Source organism: Xylanibacter brevis P6B11, from assembly GCF_000621825.1.
Classification (GTDB): domain Bacteria; phylum Bacteroidota; class Bacteroidia; order Bacteroidales; family Bacteroidaceae; genus Prevotella; species Prevotella brevis.
On the sequence record NZ_JHXG01000003.1, the window covers coordinates 30,851 to 48,865 of the forward strand.

Consider the following 18,015-nt stretch of genomic DNA (forward strand, 5'->3'; position numbering starts at 1 on the left):
CTTAAATGTGGATGTCGCAACCGATACCGATCACACGGTTGGTACGGGTGAAAGCGTCGCTCTCTCCAGCAGTGGGATAGTTGTTGCGTTTGTAGTTGTCGTAGTAAGTTTGGAAGTAACCACCTTTCAGTGTGATGTTGTCGTTCACCTTATAGTTGGCACCAAAACCAAGACTATAGCTGTTTACTACGAACGACATATCGTTCATGTATTCATCTGTCAGACCATAGCGTGTCAGCTGTCCACCCAGTGAGATGGTGATGCGGTCGTTGACGTCCCATTCAGCACCTGCCAGCACCTCCCATGAGTTGTTGTCCAGCTTATGCTGTGTATTGCCATACCAGTTGGCGTCCTTGTCAAAGTAGTAGTGGCCGCCCAGGTTCAGGCGCAGTGGGTCGATGGGCGTCCACATGGCACCCAGTGTCAGCAGGGCAGGCTGGTCTTCGTTCACCTCTTCGCTGTCGCGGAACTTATTGACAGATTCAATCTCGCTGGCTTCGAAGACTGTTGACTCGTTCTTCATTCTGATTTCAGTCTTAAACTCGTACTTTGCAGCCAGATTGAAGCGGTTGAAGCGATAGTCAATACCAATCACAGGAGCAATACCCACGCTCGACTGGTTGCAGAGCAGGTTCACACCGTCTGAGTATTTTGACAACTGAGCCAGACGTGTGCTGCTGGCGTGCAGTTGATCGCGACTGCCCTCCAACTGTGCCTTCTGAGCTGCCAGTTCTGTGTATTGAGGTGTGTTCGTCATGTTGTTAGCCTCCAGCTGACTCATGCCGTTGCTCACCTGGGTGATCATGCCGTTCAGTGTGCTGATACAGCCCTGAGCCTGAGCTTCTACCTGTGGCAGGAAGCTGCCGAAGTTCATGTATGAAGGAGCGATGTCGCCGCTAAATCCAACCTGGATATTGCTGATACGCGCCTTGTAGGTGGCGGTACCATAGAGCAGTCGCAGACCACCATATACCGACAGGTCGTCGTTCAGTTTGTAGGCTGTACCCAGTTGGAAGCCGAAGTAGTACTGGCGTCCCTGCATATAGCCGTCCATGTCGTAGCCGATGATATTGTATTCAGGCAGAACAGCTGGCTGACCATTCATTTTCAGCATGCCGTTGATTTGCTTGGCAGCACCGTCGAGCGTCATCAGTCCGCTGGCAATGTTACCAACTACGCGCTCAAACGAGCCCAGACCGTTGTCAAAGTTGCAGGCACCACCACCGCCGGGCACTGAGAAGTTGAACTGCAGACTCCAGTCGCCTTTGTTCCACGCAGCCTGAATAGAGGGAATACATGGAGCATCGGCCACACCCTCATAAGTCTTTGTGGTCTGTCCATTGTTCTTCTTGCCATACTTAAAGTATTCGCTGGTTGACTCAATGGTACGTGTTTGGTGAGCATATTGCCAGTTGAATCCCAGGTGGAATCCCTCGGGCAGGAAGACAACACCTGCAGGGTTCGAGTAAACACCGTCCAAACTGATGGCAGCGTCGCGTGCAGGGTTTCTCAAAAAGTCGATGCTTTGATTCGTGTTGGTTAAGATACCACCAGCATTCGCTGTGGTGGCTGTTGCCAGCAGAAGGCTGGCCAAAATTGATTTTGTTTTCATTTCAATTTAAAACTTTGTTGAAAAAATTCGGCTGCAAAGGTATAGAGTTTGTTTTAAAACTTTTTTAATACATCGCCTAGATTAAGATAAATTAACTAAAAAACTGCACAAACTTGCACAAAAAGTGCAGTTTGTGCAGTTTTTCGTTGCACAAAAGTGGGTTTAAGTGTGCATTTTATGCGCCGTTTTTCTTCTCTTCAGGGTAGCTGATACGGGTGTGATAGATTGTTTTCAGCTTTTCTATCATCACGGTTTGTGCGTATGCAATGTCGCGGAAGGTGATAGGACACTCGCGGAAATAGCCCTCTTCCACCATGCTGTTAACAATTTTGTTGACCAGTGTGCGGATGCTCTGCTCCGTATAGTCTGGCAGCGAGCGTGAAGCAGCCTCCACGGCGTCGGCCATCATCAGGATGGCTTGCTCCTTGGTGAACGGGTTAGGACCGGGATAGGTGAACAGCAGTTCATCGATATCCTCGTCGGGATGCTCGTTCTTATACTTGATATAGAAGTATTTTGCCTTGCCCAGGCCGTGGTGTGTGGCAATAAAGTCACGAATCTGTTTGGGCAGGTTATGCTGGTTGGCCAGTTTCAGTCCCTCGGTGACGTGGCTGATGATCATCTGTGCGCTCTCAATATACGACAGTTGGTCGTGAGGACTGATGCCGCCTGATTGGTTTTCGGTGAAGTAGATGGGGTTCTGTGTCTTGCCGATGTCGTGATACAGAGCTGCCGTACGCACCAGTTGCGGGTTGCCGCCAATCTTACGTGCTATCTCAGCAGCCAGGTTGCCCACCTGGATAGAGTGCTGGAAGGTGCCGGGCGCTACCTCGCTCATGCGTCGCAGCAGGTCCTTGTTCATGTCGCTCAACTCAATCAGCGTGATGTCTGACGTAAACCCGAAGAACTTCTCGATGAGATAGAGTAGAGGGTAACAGCAGAACAGGATGATGCCGCTCAGCACCAGGAACACATATTCAGTATGCTCTATGCGCTCGATGTTGCCAGAACGAATCATAAACACTGCCAGGTTGGCCAGCATGGCCACACTCGATGTGATGATGGCGGTCCAGAACAGTTGTGAACGGCTCGACAGTTCCCTCAGCGAGAAGATGGCTGCCAGTCCTGCAGCTATCTCCACGGATATAAACTCCAGTGGGCGTTGCAGCATGGTGGCACAGATCAGCACCACCACCACATGAGCCATGAAGGCCGTTCGTGAGTCCATAAACACGCGGATGAAGATGGGCACGATGGCGAAAGGCAGCAGGAACACATGGAATAGGTTGTGTTCTACCAGCAGCGACGCATCCACCGTGGCCAGCACGATGAGTGCATAGATCATCATGGCCGAGCGAATACGCTCGAAATAGTCGCGGCGATAGATGCTCAGATAGATGGTGAAAGCACCTATGAGTAGTGTCACAAAGAGCAGTTCGCCCACTACCGTACTGTTAAAGGTGGATTCAGACTTATGTCTCAGTTCTATCTCTTTCAGGTACGAGGTGATGATCTGAAACGTATGCTCGTCAACCAGATCGCCACGGCTCACAATCTTCTGACCTCGTTGCACCACGCCAATAGCCAGTGGCACGCTGGCCACCAGGTCTTCCATGCTCTCCTCGCTGCGCGACTTGTCGTAGGTCAGGTTGGGCACCAGATAGTTGTTGATGTCCATCTTAGAGATGGCCTCGTGGTAGTACATCAGGCCTGGGTCCAGCCTCAGTCGTTCGTAGGCTTCCACGGGGGTCAGCACCGAACCGGCGTCAATGCTTGTGGCCTCTTTGTCGTCAATGCGGCGTATTGCCCTCACCGTGTCTTCAGCCACTTTCATGGGTTTCTTCGTATCCACAATGCCCTGCTTGTAGAGTGCGCGAATGCGAGAGCTTACCGCGTTGATAAAACTGCCGGAAAGTCCAGGTTGCTTCTGTCTTATCTCCGTGATAAACAGATGCTCCATTTGCTGTCCTTTCTCCTTGTCGTAGATGTAGTATGGCTCATAGTCCTTCAGCACCTGTCTTCTTTCCTGTTGTATCACAGAGTCGCTTTTGTAAACGGGGAAGTCGAATTGTGCTATCAGGTCGTTATGCCGCCACACCTTGTCCATCTCCACTTTGAACGAAGGCTTGTTGTCTCGTGGCATAAACCACACGATGAAGAGTACGGTGCCAAGCATCAGGGCAATGCGTTTTGCGATGTCTTGCCACGTCAGTTCTATCTTAAAGTTAATACCTTTCATGTAGATAAGTCTTTGTTTCTGGCAGCAAATTTATACATTATTTCGCATACAACCAAGGTTTTAACCGAAATTATAGCAATGTGACAGCGGTGAAACGGCTTCAAAAGGTTTGATTGCGTCACCCCCGAATCGCCACGTTACACCTATTTAAATAAAATTAGGAAAATTGATGGCTGAATGATTAAAAATTAGTACCTTTGCACCAAAATATAAAAAGAACTAAAAAAACACATGGCAGAAAGAAAAGTGAGGGTGCGCTTTGCACCCAGTCCCACAGGACCCCTTCATATCGGTGGCGTACGTACCGCCTTGTACAATTATCTGTTCGCCAAGCAGCATGGTGGCGATCTGGTGTTCCGTATTGAGGATACCGACACCACGCGCTTTGTGCCCCAGGCTGAGGCCTACATCATCGAAGCCTTCAACTGGTTGGGCATCAAGTTCGACGAAGGCGTATCTTTCGGTGGTGAGCATGGCCCCTATCGTCAGAGCGAGCGTCGCGACATCTACAAGAAGTATGTGAAGCAGCTGCTGGACAACGGTAAGGCTTATATCGCCTTTGATACCCCCGAGGAGTTGGCCCAGAAGCGTGAGGAGATCGAGAATTTCCAGTACGACAATAAGACCCGCACCATGATGCGCAACTCGCTGACCATGCCTCAGGAAGAGGTGGAGAAGCTGATTGCCGAGGGCAAGCAGTATGTGGTGCGCGTCAAGATTGACGCTGGCGAGGAAGTGCTTGTTGACGATATGATTCGCGGTGAGGTGCGCGTGAAGAGCGACATCCTCGATGATAAGGTGCTCTATAAGAGTGCCGACGAGCTGCCCACCTATCACCTGGCCAACATCGTTGATGACCACCTGATGGAGATTACCCACGTGATCCGTGGTGAGGAGTGGTTGCCCAGTGCCCCTTTGCATGTGCTGCTCTACAAGGCCTTTGGCTGGCAGGACACTATGCCCCGCTTTGCCCACCTGCCCCTGTTGCTGAAGCCCGATGGCAAGGGTAAGTTGTCTAAGCGCGATGGCGACCGTCTTGGTTTCCCCGTGTTCCCCCTCGACTGGAAAGACGAGCAGGGCAACGTCACCTCTACAGGCTATCGTGAGCAGGGTTACTTCCCCGAGGCTGTCATCAACTTCCTTGCTCTGTTGGGATGGAACCCTGGCACCGAGCAGGAGCTCTTCACCCTCGACGAACTGGTGCCTCTGTTCGATATCTCTAAGTGTTCAAAGGCCGGCGCTAAGTTCGCCTACGAGAAGGGCATCTGGTTTAACCACGAGTATGTCCTGAAGAAGAGTGCTGAGGAGATTGCCCGTCTGTGGGAACCCGAGGTGCGTGCTCATGGCGTCAATGACTCGTTCGACCGCATCGTTAAGGTCTGTGAGATGATGAAAGACCGTATCAGTTTCGTCAAGGAGCTGTGGCCTCTCTGTTCATTCTTCTTTGAGGCTCCCACCGCCTATGACGAGAAGACAGCCAAGAAGCGCTGGAAGGAAGACTCTGCTCAGGTGATGACCGAGCTCATCGGCGTGCTTGAGGGTATTGAGGACTTCTCGCTCGAGAACCAGGAACAGATTGTTCACGCCTGGGTTGAACAGAAAGAGTATAAGTTGGGCAACGTGATGAATGCTTGGCGTCTGACGCTCGTTGGTGAGGGTAAGGGTCCTGGCATGTTCGATATCTCAGCCTTCTTGGGCAAGGATGAAACCATTGCCAGAATGAAACGTGCCATCGAAGTGCTGGGCTAATGTTATACAACCTGATCATATATCTATATCTTCTTGGAGTGGCTATCTATAGCCGCTTCAACGAGAAGGTGCGTAAGATGTGGCGTGGTGAGCGCGATGCTTTCCGCGTGTTGCGCGAAAAGGTAGATCCCAATGCTCGCTATGTGTGGTTCCATGCAGCCTCGTTGGGCGAGTTTGAGCAGGGCCGTCCCTTGATCGAACAGATCAAGCGCGAGCATCCCGACATCAAGATCCTGCTCACGTTCTTCTCACCCTCAGGCTATGAGGTGCGCAAGAACTACGAGGGTGCCGACATCATTACCTATCTGCCCCTCGACACCATCACCAATGCACGTCGTTTTCTGCGCATCATACGTCCAGAGATGGCTTTCTTCATCAAGTATGAGTTCTGGTACAACTACCTGCACATACTGAAGCATCGCCATGTACCCGTGTATAGCGTGTCCAGTATCTTCCGCGACGGACAGGTGTTCTTCCGCTGGTATGGTCGTCAGTATGGTCGTGTGCTGAAGTGCTTCACCCATTTCTTCGTGCAGAACGAGAAGAGTCGTGAGTTGCTGGCAGGCATTGGCCTGACCAATACGACGGTGGTTGGTGACACCCGTTTCGATCGTGTGCTCCAGATCAGGGCCGCTGCCAAGCAGTTGCCCATCGTTGAGGCTTTCGTTAAGGATGCTCCACATGTGTTTGTGGCCGGCTCTTCGTGGCAGCCCGACGAGGAGATCTTCATCAAGTATTTCAATCAGCATAAGGATTGGAAACTGATTATCGCCCCTCACGTGATAGGTGAAGACCACCTCCAGCAAATCGAAAAACTGCTCGAAGGTCGCAAGGTCATCCGCTATACGGAGGCAGAATCTCACCTCTCAACACTCACCTCTCAACTCTCATCTTCCGACGTTCTCATCATCAACTGCTTCGGCCTGCTCAGCAGCATCTATCGCTATGGTGATGTGACCTATGTCGGTGGCGGTTTTGGTGTTGGCATCCACAACACGTTGGAGGCCGCCGTGTGGGATGTTCCCGTGTTCTTTGGTCCCAACAATCAGAAGTTCCAGGAGGCACAGAAGTTGAAAGCCTGCGGTGGAGGATTAGAGATTTCAAGTTACGAAGACTTCGAGCATCAGATGAATCTCTTTGATGCTGATGCTCAGAAGATAACGTCCGCCGGTCAAGAGGCCGGCAAGCTGGTGCAACAACTGGCTGGTGCCACACAAAAAGTGTTGAGCGGCGTACAAATCAAATAAAAACAAAAAGCGGCTGTGCATCGAGCATAGCCGCTTTTCGTTTCTCACTTTTTCTTGCCTTTCGCCTCTTTTGTCTTGATGGTGTCAGGCATCTCCTTCTGCAGATAGGCAGGTGGTGGTCCATAGACCACGCGTATATCTCCCTCTTTGATCATCTCCGGAGCAGGTGCGGGCTTTGTCTCCTTTACTACGTTCTTGCTCGATTTGCAGGCACCAAAGCCCAGTGCTGCAATCGCACCGGTCAGCAAGATGTTCGTAGTCTTCAGTACTTTCTTTTTCATATACTCAAGTGTTTATGTTCAGTCTTCTTTAGTATTCTCTTTTTTAATCCCCTTTTTACATGATCTCCTTTAAGCTACATTTGATCAGTCGCCCTTCCGCTGTCCTCAGATGTAGCCCGTTGCCCTCACAGTATCGCCAGTGTTTGCAGTTGGCACACTGGTCACGTTTCATCCATTCGCGATGTCGATGAGGCTGGTAGCGGTTCTCCCACACCTCCATAAAGTCATCTTGGTAGATGTTTCCCTGTGAAAAGTCAGAGCGGATGCTGGTGCATGCCCCGATAGCGCCATCGATGAGCACCGACCCGACGGTGATGCCGGCAGCACAGCGGAACAACCAGTCGCGCACCTCACCTTCGTAGTCTGCCAGATAGCCCTCGCAACTATAGTTGGCACGGATGCGTCCTTCGTGTCGTGTGTCGCGTATGAAGTCCAGCAGACCGCGTGTCTTGTCGGGTGGCAGTTGCAACAGCGGGTCGTTGGCGGCTCGTCCCATCGGGAAGATGGGAAACAGGCGCCAGTCGCTGACGCCCTTCTCTATCAGAAACTCCTTGATGTCGTTCAGCTGGTCGTAGTTGCGCTGGTTCACGCATGTCACCACGTCATACTTGATGTCGCCATCGTTCACCAGCAGGTCGATGGCAGCGCTGGCACGCTTGAAGCTCTCCGGATGACAACGCAGCCAGTTGTGGTTGTCTTCCAGTCCGTCCAGACTGATGGCCACCGAGCAGAGGCCTGCCTGCCGGAGTGCCCTAAACCGCTCTTCGTCCAGGTAGAGACCATTGGTCACCATGCCCCAGGGGAAGCCCCGTTCCATGATGCCGCGACCACACAGTTCCAGGTCGTCGCGCATCAGCGGTTCGCCGCCGCTCAGAATGATAAAGACCTTGTTGGGATTACATTTGCGGGCTACGCTGTCCAGCACGCGGAAGAAATCCTCGCGAGGCATGTCGGCCTGTTGTGCCTCGTGCTTGCAGTCGCTGCCACAATGCCTGCAGTGCACGTTGCAGCGCAAGGTACACTCCCAAAACAACTGTCGTAGAGGGTGTAGTTGTTGCAGGTTATGGTTGCGCAAGCGGTTGGCCTCAAGGGCTATTCTTCGGCGTAGCTCCATCGTTTAAAAATGTTATTCGATGTTGCAAAGATACAAATGATTTTTGTAAACACAAAAACTTTCGTATTTTTGTACCTCAAAAAACAAAATAATGAGATTTATGTGGATGATGGTTTTCTTGCTGATGCCTCTGCTGGGCATCGCATATATTGGTTGGCACGTATGGACATTAGTGCCCTTGTCGCCCTGGTTCCGTGGCGGTCTGATAGGCTTTGGCCTATTGTCTTTCTTCCTGTTGTTTCTTAATCTGGGTCGTGTGATCGACCACTTGCCGCTGGGCCTGGCTCGCCTGTGCTATGACGTGGGCGACAGTTCTGTCATCGTGCTGCTTTACTTGGTGCTCATCTTTCTGGTGCTCGACCTTGGGCGTCTCTTGCGTCTGGTGCCTGCAGCGTGGTTGCACCAAAACTTCTATACCACCATGGCCATCACCTTGGGCATGTTTGTGGTGTTCATGGCCGGCAACCTGAAGTATCATCACAAGAAACGAGTGGAGCTGAACCTTACCACCACAAAGACCCTTCGCAAGCCCTTGAAGCTGGTGATGCTGAGCGACCTGCACCTAGGCTATCATAACCCCCGCACTGAGTTGCACCGTTGGGTGGATATGATCAATACCGAACAGCCAGACTATGTGCTGATAGCAGGCGACATCATCGACATGAGCATGCGTCCGCTCTTAGAAGAAAACATGGCCGAGGAGTTTCGTCGCATTAAGGCACCCGTCTATGCCTGCTTGGGCAATCATGAGTTCTATGCCGGTGTGCCCGAAGCCCACCAGTTCTATCTGGCTGCTGGCATCCATTTGCTGGTGGATGAGGCTGCCGTCGTCGATAGCAGTCTGGTCGTTGTGGGCCGCGACGACCGTACAAACCTGCACCGCATGCCGATTGATGAGTTGGTGACCAACCGCGATCTTTACACCATTGTCCTCGATCACCAGCCTTACAATCTGGAGCGTGCCGAGGCTGCAGGCGTTGACTTTCAACTAAGTGGCCACACCCATCGTGGACAGGTGTGGCCAATCTCTTGGATCACGGATCGCCTCTACGAATGCTCGTGGGGCAGTCATCAGCGTGGCGCCACCCAGTACTATGTCTCGTCGGGCATAGGCATCTGGGGCGGTAAGTTCCGCATCGGCACCCAGAGCGAGTATGTCGTAGCTACTCTCCGTTCTGTTCGTTAAGATAGTATTTCGAATATTCTACGTAGTGCTTGGCATTGTCGGTCTGTCCCGGACGTACAGGCTTGATATACTTAGCAGGCACGCCTCCCCATATCTCACCGGCAGGAATCTTGGTGTTCTGTAGCACCAGGGCTCCTGCCGCTACTATTGCGCCTTCGCCCACCTCGCAACCGTCCAGTAGGGTAGAGCCCATACCTATCAGTGCGTTGTCGTGGATGGTGCAGGCATGCACCGTCACGTTGTGGCCTATCGTCACGTAGTTGCCAATGTGTGTAGGCCCCGTCTCGTGGGTCACGTGCACACAACTGCCGTCCTGAATGTTGGTGCAGTTGCCGATGGTGATAGGGGCCACGTCGCCACGTACCACCGCGTTGAACCACACCGAGCACTCGTCGCCCATCGTTACATCACCCACGATGGTGGCGTTCTCACTAAAATAACAGTCTCGCCCCCATTTGGGAGCGAGACCGCGATATGATTTAATCAAAGCCATACCTGAATTGTTAATTGTTCGTTCGGCTCCGCCGCTTGGCTTTGCCAAGAATTATCAATTGCTTACAGGTTGGCATTGTCCTTTGCCCAGTCCTCTACAGCGGGGATGATGCCCAGAGAGATGATCTCGTCGCGCATCTTCTGCAGGTGCTCGTAAGAAGCCTGCAGTGCAGCCATCTCCTCAGCAGTACCCTCGGGCTGTGTGAAGTGCACACCGTCCTTGTCGATAACGGTAGGCATAGCCATCATCACGTTTTTGAAGCCGTAAGCGTTTACATAGCAACCAGCAGGCCACTTGAAAGGCTCACCACCCATAGCACCCTCGATCATCTTCACAGCCTGATAAGCAGGGCTCTGGAATGAAGAGCGGCCACGCAGTTTGATGATGTTGCTACCACCCTGTGTGGTCATGTGCTTGATCTCAGCCCAACGCTCCTCAGAGAGAGGAAGCTCGCAGAGGGGCTTGCCGTCGATCAGAGCCTTGCTGGCAAATACAGCCATCTGCTCGCCGTGACCACCGTAGGTGTAAGCGTTAGTCACCTTGTCCTGACGTACGCCGAACTCCTGAGCCAGCTGCTGCTGCAGACGGGTAGAGTCGAGTGCTGCCAGAGAGGTCAGCTGGTTGGGCTTCAAACCTGAGTGAATCAGGGCTGTCAGAGCGGTAACGTCAGCGGGGTTGAAGATTACAACCACGTGCTTCACGTCTGGGCAGTACTTCTTGATGTTCTCACCGAAGTCAGCTGCGATCTGGCAGTTACCCTTCAGCAGGTCCTCACGGGTCATACCCTCCTTACGGGGAGCACCACCAGAAGAGATGATGTACTTAGCACCAGTGAAAGCCTCTTTAGGATTTACGGTGTAAGAGATGTTTGCACCGGGGAAGGCGCAGTGGCACATCTCGTCGTAAACGCCATGAACACCGGGCTCATAAATATCATACAAGCAGATGTTAGGAGTCAGACCCAGCATCAGCACACTCTGAACCATGTTAGAACCGATCATACCACCGGCACCAACAATTACCAATTTCTCGTCAGTTAAAAATGCCATAATTTCTTTAGTGTTTTTTATATTATTTACTGTTATTCTTGAATGCTGCAAAATTACAAAAAAAATGCGGAAGTAAAGTCAGAACTTCCGCATTTAATAACGTTAAATATTGATAATAGGTAGCCTTTTGTAAACTGCATCTATCAAAACCGCAGTCTAAGGGATAGGCTGTCATTCTATCACTATTGTGATAACGCCGGCTCCGTCGTCGTTTCATGCTTTAGTTTGACCTGAATGGACGACCTACTCCGTACGTTTTGCAAATTAAAAGTAGCCCTTTTGTCCTCCAATAGTATAAGTTTTGCTCCGCATCTAGACTCTAGAAACGGTCATTCTAGACTCTAGATGGAGCAATTCTAGACTTTAGATGGAGCGGCTCTAGACTTTAGAATGCTGACTTCTAGACTCTAGATGCGACGTAATAGTGGCACTCTTGTTTCATTGATCATTGACTATTGGTTATTGACCAGGCTGCTATTGCCTCGTAAAACTAACGCTTTTCAATGTTCAACGGTCACCGGTCAATGACAAAAACTCCTTTTTCCTTGGCGGTTGAGGGAAAAAGTATTAATTTTGCGATATCTTGTTTAATTGCAGAAAAAGAAAGAGATCAATGATGATATCAGAACGACTGACTGCGCTCCGCGAACTGATGCGCCGCGAGCATCTGAGCGCTTTTATTTTCCCCAGCACCGATCCGCATCAGGGGGAGTATGTGCCCGACCACTGGAAGGGACGTGAGTGGATCAGCGGGTTCGATGGTTCGGCAGGCACTGCCGTGGTGACGCTTCACAGTGCTGCGCTATGGACAGACTCCCGCTATTTCATTGCTGCCGCCGACCAACTCAAGGATACCGAGTTTCAGTTGATGAAGCTGAAGATGCCCGGCACACCCACCATCGCAGAGTGGCTGGGACAAGAGCTGAAGACCATCCAAAGTCCCGAGGTGGGCATCGATGGCATGGTCAGTTCGACGCGCGATGTGCGCGACCTGATTCAGGAACTGCGCCAGCAGGGAGGACTCACACTGAGAACCAATCTCGACCCGCTGAATCAGATATGGCAGGACCGTCCGGCTATTCCCGAGAACAAGATTGAGTTGCAACCACTGGAGTATGCCGGCGAGACCGCCCACGAGAAACTGGCACGTGTGCGCAAGGCCCTGCGCTGTCAACATGCCAACGGTATGCTGATGGCATCGCTCGATGATATCGCCTGGACGCTGAACCTGCGTGGCACCGATGTGCACTGCACGCCCCTCTTCGTGGCCTACCTGCTGGTGTCGTCTGTCGAAGCAACGCTCTATGTCAATCCCGTAAAGCTGACCGACGAGGTCAAGGCGTATCTGGCTGCCGAGGGCGTGATGATCCGTGGCTACGAAGAGATAGCCGATGGGCTGAAACACTACTTCGAGTATAACATCCTGATGGATCCCGACGAGGTGAACTACACCCTCTCGCAAGTGGTGACGAGAAAGATCATTGAGGCCGAATCGCCAGTGAAACGTATGAAGACACGGAAGAACGATGTTGAGATAGAAGGTTACCACAAAGCGATGCTGAGAGACGGCGTAGCGATGGTGAAGTTCTTGAAGTGGTTGACGGAGCATCCTGACGTGACACAGTTGACAGAACTGACCATCGACGAGAAGCTCACCGCCCTGCGCGCCGAGCAACCCCTCTATCGCGACTTGTCTTTCGATACCATTGCAGGCTATGCTGCCCATGGTGCCATTGTGCATTATGAGGCAACGCCCGCCACGGCCATACATCTGAAACCCGAAGGACTGTTGCTGCTGGACAGTGGCGCCCAGTATCAGGACGGCACCACCGACATCACCCGTACCATAGCCTTAGGACCGGTGACCGACGAAGAGAAAAAGATCTATACGTTGGTGCTGAAAGGCCATATCGCCCTGTCGCGTGCCATCTTCCCTGAGGGCACCAGTGGCACCCAACTGGATGTGCTGGCCCGCCAGTATATGTGGCGCGAAGGAATGAACTACCTGCATGGCACGGGCCATGGCGTCGGTTCCTACCTCAACGTGCACGAAGGTCCCCACCAGTTCCGCATGGAGTGGAAGCCAGCCCCATTGGTGGCCGGCATGACCATCACCGATGAGCCCGGCCTCTATCTGGAAGGGAAGTTTGGTGTCCGCGTAGAAAACACGCTGTTGGTGGTACCGGCCATGGAGACCGCTTTCGGTCGCTATCTGCAGTTCGAGCCCCTCACGCTTTGTCCCATCGATAAGCGCCCCATCATGGTGGAGATGCTGACCGATGAAGAGCGTCGTTGGCTCAACGACTATCATGCGCTGGTCTATCAGCGTCTTTCTCCTTGTCTAAACGATGAAGAGAACGAATGGCTCAGAGCACAAACCTCGAAGATTTAATTAGATTTCCTCAAGCGCATAGTACTGATAATCGCGTACGATGCGCTGTAAGAATGCTGTATCGCTGGCTTCCTGCCGCTCTATGCCCAGCTTCTGTGCCACCTTGTTGGCCAGGGCGGCAGTGCGCGGCAGGAAGTCGTCGTTTTTCATGGCCAGCGTACGACTGACAATCTCTATCTGTTCCAGTGATAAGTCGGCAGCCTGCGGATAGCGCGGCTTGTAGTTGCTTTCCAGAAAGTCATACTCGTCCAAGCTGACCTGTATATCCTTGTATTTTTTCAGTTTGACGACCATTGTGCCTGCGGCCATGTCGCCTATGCGCTGGTTGCGTCGGTTCAGTATCATGACCAGTACGCCGGCATAGCTCAGTAGAGGACCGTCAACCATGTACATCAGCCAGCGAATCAGGAATGCGCCGATTGTTGGTGTCGAGCCGTCGGCTTTCACCACGCGCGTCTTCATCAGCATCTTTCCAACCGACTGTCCGTTGTTGAACAGTTCGCAAAGCAGCGTATAGAAAAATAAGGGCAGAACCACCACTAAGATATTGGTTGAGAATCCGGCATTCAGTTCTTTCAGGACCCTTGCCATCAAAACTGCGTAGGCCAGCATGACGCACCAGTCTATCAACTGTGCAGCGATGCGGTCGCCCACACTGGCGGGTGTCAGCTGCAGTTGCACGTATTGTCCTGTAAGAAAACTTGGTTCCGACATATTTTGGCAAGGTTTAGTTTAAAATCGCTGCAAAATTAGTGTTTTTTCTTTAAAATCGTTGCAAGTATAAGTTTTTTTATATACTTTTGCCCATGAAATTAGTCAATCCAATAACCGTCAGTGAAAGAAGTAACTTTTATCAGACAAAACCTTGACAAATGGAGACGTTATGAAAAGGTGCTCGAAGAAGAGGTCTTTTCTACGCCTGATGATTTGGCAGATGCTTATATCGACGTTACTTCAGACCTGGCTTTCTCACAGACACACTATCCGCAATCACGTATCACGCTCTATTTGAACAACCTCGGTATATCTATACACAACAAGATATACCGCAACAAGCGTGAGCGCTGGACCCGTATCTATACGTTTTGGACCCAAGAGGTGCCCGCCACTATGTGGGATGCCCGTCGCGAGTTGTGCTGGTCACTGCTGATTTTCCTGCTGTTCTCCTTTGTTGGTGCTTTGTCGCAATGGTTTGATCCAGAGTTCTCGCGCCTCATCATGGGCGATAGCTATGTGGATATGACGCTCGACAATATCGCTAAGGGGTCGCCGATGGCGGTCTATGATAGTACGGAAGAGGGTGCGATGTTTGTAGAGATTACCCTGAACAATGTCAGGGTGTCCTTCTTTATCTTTGTCATGGGCATCTTTACAAGTCTTGGCACGGGTTTTCTTCTCATGCGGAACGCTGTGATGCTGGGCGCTTTTCAAACCTTTTTTGCTCAGCATGGGCTGCTCTATGAGTCGGCATTGGCCATCTGGTTGCACGGCACGCTGGAGATTTCTGCCATCGTCATTGCCGGAGCTGCCGGTCTGGCCATGGGCAATGGATGGCTGTTTCCCGGCACTTATTCCCGTATGGATGCCTTCCGCCGGGGTGTGAAACGCGGTTTGAAGATTGTTGTTGGTACGGTACCTGTGTTCATCGTGGCTGGCTTTATCGAGAGTTTTGCCACCCGCCATGTGGACATGGGCGATGCATGGCGCCTGGGCATCATCGCGTTCTCGGCTCTTTTTATTGTCTATTATTTCGTTGTATTACCATATTTAAAACATCATGAATCAGGAAAAACTACAAACTGAACTCTACGTTACACGAGACTTCGGAAGGAAATTGTCGGACACCATAGAATTTATCCGCAGCAACTGGCGCTTGCTGTTGCGCTACGAGACCTATCTGTTGCTGCCAATCAGTGTGATACTGGCCTTCTTTACGAATAATCTCGTTTCCGATTATTCTGGCATGCTTACTGGCATGATGGGTGTTACCATGTATGGATCAGGCTTTTATCGTAACTATGACAATATATTGGAGTGGTTCATCAATCTGTTTGGCACTTTTGTCTGCTACGGAGCGGCCTTTATAGCTCTCAGTGCAGTAGTCTATGCCGTGATTTACTTCGTTTTCTTCACCGATAAGAAAATGACGGAAGTCAGTTTCGAGGAGCTGAAACCCCGCCTATGGTATTATGCAAAGCGTTCCCTCGTTTTGTCGCTGGTGACACTGGTGCTGTGCATCGTGGCTTCGATTGCGCTGGTGGTGGTATTAGTAGGCCTCACCTTCCTGTTTAGCAGCATGCGCTTTGCCCTTCTCCCGATATATCTGTTCATTATCTTGGCCGTTGTCGCTGTGACAATACCCCTACTGCTGGTGACGCCCATCTATATGCTGGAGCCAGAATGCTCAGTTGTCAATGCCTTTATGAAGGCCTTCCGCTTGGGCTTTGCTACATGGGCAGGCGTGTTTGCTGTGTCGTTTGTGATAGGACTTGTGAGTACCATTTTCGAGATGGTCACCACGATGCCTTGGTATGTGATGATTATCACTAAGCATATCTTTACGTTGGCACACGATGGTGATGCCGGCATGACGGGCTCGTTCCTTTTCAGCTTTACGCAGTACCTGTTCTGCATTCTTCAATGCTTTGGTATGATGGTTGCCTCGACCCTCTCAATAGTGGGTATCACTATCCAGTATGGTCATGCTGCCGACAAAATCGACGGACGTGGCGTTGCCCAACATATTGACCATTTTGACCAGTTCGATAACGTCTAATCGCAGATAAGACCTTGGAGGCTCTCGATACCTTACAGATAGACAGCGCGCAGGTTGCCATGTGGCAACAGGATGGCCGGTATGACTACAACCGCGAACTGATGGGCGGTGGCGAAAGTCTGCTGGAATGGCTGCAGCGTGTCGTCATGGGATGGTTCGAAGAACTGTTCTCTGCCGCAGTGCACGACGAAAGGGTGCAGTGGCTCCTGGCTGCGTTGGGGGTGGTGATCGTTGTTGCTGTCGGCTGGTTTGTATGGCGAAAGCGCCTCAAGCTGTTCAGCAGCAGTCATCGCATCGACGCGCTCGACTATGAACTCGAGGGAGATACCATCTATGGTGTGGACTTCGTCCAGTTGATACAAGAAGCCATGGCGCGCGAGGACTGTGGTCAGGTGGTGCGCCTGGTCTATCTGCAGACGTTGAAGATGCTGAGCGACGCAAGGCGTGTCAACTGGCAGGCCTCTAAGACACCCACACAGTATGTGGCTGAGGTAAGGCAGGAAGACTTTACAGAGCTGTCGCACCTGTTCATGCGTGTGAGATACGGTAATTTCACGGCCACGAAGCAACTGGCAGAGCGGATGAATATCCTGCAAGAGAATGTTGGACGCTGGCTCAACCAACCGACGGAAGGAGGTGAGGAGGCATGAAGATCAATGTGAAGTTTGTCATCGTGATATTACTGCTGGTGGCAGTGGCGTTCGCCATTGAATACCAGATGCCCCGCCGTTTCTCTTGGGAATACTCGTTCAGTCATGAGGACGACCAGCCTTTCGGTTGTATGATCATGGACAGCGTGTTGTCGGCATCGCTGCCTCATGGCTACGAAGTGCAGAATAGCACCTTCAGAGAGATGCTCGAGGATAGCACGATAAAGGCCCCCATAGGCATCATCGCTCTGACAGACCAGCGCATGGCGGATGCATCACGCGCCTATAGGTTGGCCGAACGTGGTCATGTAGTGCTGTTGGGATGTAGCAACGCAAATGATTTGAAAGATTCGTTGCACTTTGAAGTGACGTGGCGCACCCGCTTTATTCTCAACGAGATGACTGGTCAGGACGCCGTCAAAGGTCGCCTGAGATGGATAGGGCAGGAGAGTGGCTATGCCAATCATCCAGCTGTCTATTCCGTATATAATAAGTTGATTACGGAGCGCATCATTTTGGATGAGAATGCCGTGTGCACACCACTGTTGCAATACGAAATGGTATCTGCTAACAACCTTAGCGACACGTGTGTCGTGGCGGCGTCGTTCCCAGTGGGCAAAGGCGAACTGATTGTGTTGTCGGCCCCGTTGCTGATGACCAACTATACGATGCTCGATGATGGTAGTTCGGCAGTCATCGGTCGATTGCTAGACCACATGAAGCATCTGCACGTCGTCCGCACACAGAGATACATGCAGGCTACGGCCCACAACCAGACCTCGCCCTTCTATGTGCTCCTGCAAAAGCCCCCATTGCGCTGGGCGCTCTACCTGTCGTTCGTCACCATTTTATTATTGATGGTGTTCACCGCCCGCCGCCGTCAGCGTGCCATACCAGTGGTAAAGGCCCCTGAGAATCGCAACTTGGAGTTCGTGAAACTCATTGGCAGCCTCTATTGGCAGGAACATAACCATGCCGACCTGATCAAAAAGAAGCTGAACTACACGGCAGAGACGGTGCGCCGCGAGACTGGGGTAGACATTATGGACGAGCAGGCCATGAAGACAAACATGGATATGTTGGTGAGGCTCACCGGTATGGATGCCCAGCGACTCAACGATATCGTGATCAATGCCAAGGTGGCAGCTTCGGGGGTGTACGACGTCAGCGACAAAGAACTGAAGGCACACATTGCCGATTTGAATGAAATGACTCAAAACCTATAGA

Annotated in this window: 15 protein-coding genes; 8 read left to right on the forward strand and 7 right to left on the reverse strand. The window is 51.6% G+C overall.

The genetic code is table 11. The features are described from left to right. Position 1 precedes the first annotated feature (1 nt). Together T496_RS0100120 and T496_RS0100125 are read right to left on the reverse strand one after the other, a co-directional pair. Positions 2–1,612, reverse strand: coding sequence for an OmpP1/FadL family transporter (locus T496_RS0100120; protein WP_027448938.1), 1,611 nt, complete (start codon positions 1,610–1,612; stop codon positions 2–4). Positions 1,613–1,787: 175 nt separating this feature from the next. Then, a complete protein-coding gene (locus tag T496_RS0100125; protein WP_027448939.1) occupies positions 1,788–3,851 on the reverse strand; it encodes an HD family phosphohydrolase in 2,064 nt (687 codons plus the stop codon). A 231-nt stretch (positions 3,852–4,082) separates the two neighbouring features. On the opposite strand from T496_RS0100125, the gene gltX reads away from it, so the two are divergent. Together gltX and T496_RS0100135 are read left to right on the forward strand one after the other, a co-directional pair. Then, entirely contained in the window at positions 4,083–5,600 is a 1,518-nt protein-coding gene (gene gltX, locus T496_RS0100130) for a glutamate--tRNA ligase (RefSeq protein WP_027448940.1), read from the forward strand. Beyond that, positions 5,600–6,847 carry a 3-deoxy-D-manno-octulosonic acid transferase gene (locus T496_RS0100135; RefSeq protein ID WP_027448941.1) on the forward strand — a complete coding sequence of 416 codons (1,248 nt, stop codon included), beginning with the start codon at positions 5,600–5,602 and terminating at the stop codon, positions 6,845–6,847. Before gltX ends, T496_RS0100135 begins: the two co-directional genes overlap by 1 nt. A gap of 44 nt (positions 6,848–6,891) precedes the next feature. On the opposite strand, the gene T496_RS0100140 is transcribed toward T496_RS0100135, so the two are convergent. Together T496_RS0100140 and T496_RS0100145 are read right to left on the reverse strand one after the other, a co-directional pair. Beyond that, a complete protein-coding gene (locus tag T496_RS0100140; RefSeq protein ID WP_027448942.1) occupies positions 6,892–7,128 on the reverse strand; it encodes a hypothetical protein in 237 nt (78 codons plus the stop codon). 55 nt (positions 7,129–7,183) lie between these two features. Further along, the gene (locus T496_RS0100145) at positions 7,184–8,242 is read right to left on the reverse strand and encodes a TIGR04133 family radical SAM/SPASM protein (protein ID WP_027448943.1); all 1,059 of its coding nucleotides are present in this window, start codon (positions 8,240–8,242) and stop codon (positions 7,184–7,186) included. A gap of 91 nt (positions 8,243–8,333) precedes the next feature. Between T496_RS0100145 and T496_RS0100150 the strand changes: the two genes are divergently transcribed. Next, a complete protein-coding gene (locus T496_RS0100150; protein WP_027448944.1) occupies positions 8,334–9,428 on the forward strand; it encodes a metallophosphoesterase in 1,095 nt (364 codons plus the stop codon). Here the strand turns inward: T496_RS0100150 and T496_RS0100155 are convergent. Then, positions 9,406–9,921 (reverse strand): gamma carbonic anhydrase family protein, encoded by a 516-nt coding sequence (locus T496_RS0100155; protein ID WP_027448945.1) that lies wholly within the window; start codon positions 9,919–9,921, stop codon positions 9,406–9,408. The two genes, T496_RS0100150 and T496_RS0100155, sit on opposite strands and share 23 nt — an antisense overlap. A 62-nt stretch (positions 9,922–9,983) precedes the next feature. Next, complete coding sequence (locus T496_RS0100160; protein WP_027448946.1) at positions 9,984–10,970, reverse strand: malate dehydrogenase; 987 nt, start codon at positions 10,968–10,970, stop codon at positions 9,984–9,986. Positions 10,971–11,583: 613 nt separating this feature from the next. Between T496_RS0100160 and T496_RS0100165 the strand changes: the two genes are divergently transcribed. Next, the gene (locus T496_RS0100165; RefSeq protein WP_027448947.1) at positions 11,584–13,362 is read left to right on the forward strand and encodes an aminopeptidase P family protein; all 1,779 of its coding nucleotides are present in this window, start codon (positions 11,584–11,586) and stop codon (positions 13,360–13,362) included. Here T496_RS0100165 and T496_RS0100170 read toward each other — a convergent pair whose 3' ends face one another. Then, positions 13,363–14,076: an RDD family protein gene (locus T496_RS0100170; RefSeq protein WP_027448948.1), complete on the reverse strand. Its 714-nt coding sequence runs from the start codon at positions 14,074–14,076 to the stop codon at positions 13,363–13,365. A gap of 120 nt (positions 14,077–14,196) precedes the next feature. Here T496_RS0100170 and T496_RS0100175 point away from each other — a divergent pair, with 120 nt between their 5' ends. Genes T496_RS0100175 through T496_RS0100190 form a run of 4 tightly spaced genes read left to right on the forward strand, consistent with a single transcriptional unit; the run spans position 14,197 to position 18,014 of the window. Further along, complete coding sequence (locus tag T496_RS0100175; RefSeq protein WP_027448949.1) at positions 14,197–15,165, forward strand: stage II sporulation protein M; 969 nt, start codon at positions 14,197–14,199, stop codon at positions 15,163–15,165. Continuing rightward, entirely contained in the window at positions 15,140–16,138 is a 999-nt protein-coding gene (locus T496_RS0100180) for a hypothetical protein (RefSeq protein ID WP_155808558.1), read from the forward strand. Before T496_RS0100175 ends, T496_RS0100180 begins: the two co-directional genes overlap by 26 nt. Positions 16,139–16,197: 59 nt before the next feature. After that, the gene (locus T496_RS13030) at positions 16,198–16,788 is read left to right on the forward strand and encodes a DUF4129 domain-containing protein (protein WP_044110353.1); all 591 of its coding nucleotides are present in this window, start codon (positions 16,198–16,200) and stop codon (positions 16,786–16,788) included. After that, on the forward strand, positions 16,785–18,014 hold the full coding sequence (locus T496_RS0100190) for a hypothetical protein (RefSeq protein WP_027448951.1): 1,230 nt from the start codon (positions 16,785–16,787) through the stop codon (positions 18,012–18,014). The genes T496_RS13030 and T496_RS0100190 overlap by 4 nt, the downstream gene beginning before the upstream one ends. The last annotated feature ends 1 nt before the right edge of the window (position 18,015 follow it).

Bases quoted from the DNA above. Each gene is read 5' to 3' on its own strand.
- T496_RS0100120 (WP_027448938.1), bottom strand. From the start codon at position 1,612: ATGAAAACAAAATCAATTTTGGCCAGCCTTCTGCTGGCAACAGCCACC.
- T496_RS0100125 (WP_027448939.1), bottom strand. From the start codon at position 3,851: ATGAAAGGTATTAACTTTAAGATAGAACTGACGTGGCAAGACATCGCA.
- gltX (WP_027448940.1), top strand. From the start codon at position 4,083: ATGGCAGAAAGAAAAGTGAGGGTGCGCTTTGCACCCAGTCCCACAGGA.
- T496_RS0100135 (WP_027448941.1), top strand. From the start codon at position 5,600: ATGTTATACAACCTGATCATATATCTATATCTTCTTGGAGTGGCTATC.
- T496_RS0100140 (WP_027448942.1), bottom strand. From the start codon at position 7,128: ATGAAAAAGAAAGTACTGAAGACTACGAACATCTTGCTGACCGGTGCG.
- T496_RS0100145 (WP_027448943.1), bottom strand. From the start codon at position 8,242: ATGGAGCTACGCCGAAGAATAGCCCTTGAGGCCAACCGCTTGCGCAAC.
- T496_RS0100150 (WP_027448944.1), top strand. From the start codon at position 8,334: ATGAGATTTATGTGGATGATGGTTTTCTTGCTGATGCCTCTGCTGGGC.
- T496_RS0100155 (WP_027448945.1), bottom strand. From the start codon at position 9,921: ATGGCTTTGATTAAATCATATCGCGGTCTCGCTCCCAAATGGGGGCGA.
- T496_RS0100160 (WP_027448946.1), bottom strand. From the start codon at position 10,970: ATGGCATTTTTAACTGACGAGAAATTGGTAATTGTTGGTGCCGGTGGT.
- T496_RS0100165 (WP_027448947.1), top strand. From the start codon at position 11,584: ATGATGATATCAGAACGACTGACTGCGCTCCGCGAACTGATGCGCCGC.
- T496_RS0100170 (WP_027448948.1), bottom strand. From the start codon at position 14,076: ATGTCGGAACCAAGTTTTCTTACAGGACAATACGTGCAACTGCAGCTG.
- T496_RS0100180 (WP_155808558.1), top strand. From the start codon at position 15,140: ATGAATCAGGAAAAACTACAAACTGAACTCTACGTTACACGAGACTTC.
- T496_RS13030 (WP_044110353.1), top strand. From the start codon at position 16,198: ATGTGGCAACAGGATGGCCGGTATGACTACAACCGCGAACTGATGGGC.
- T496_RS0100190 (WP_027448951.1), top strand. From the start codon at position 16,785: ATGAAGATCAATGTGAAGTTTGTCATCGTGATATTACTGCTGGTGGCA.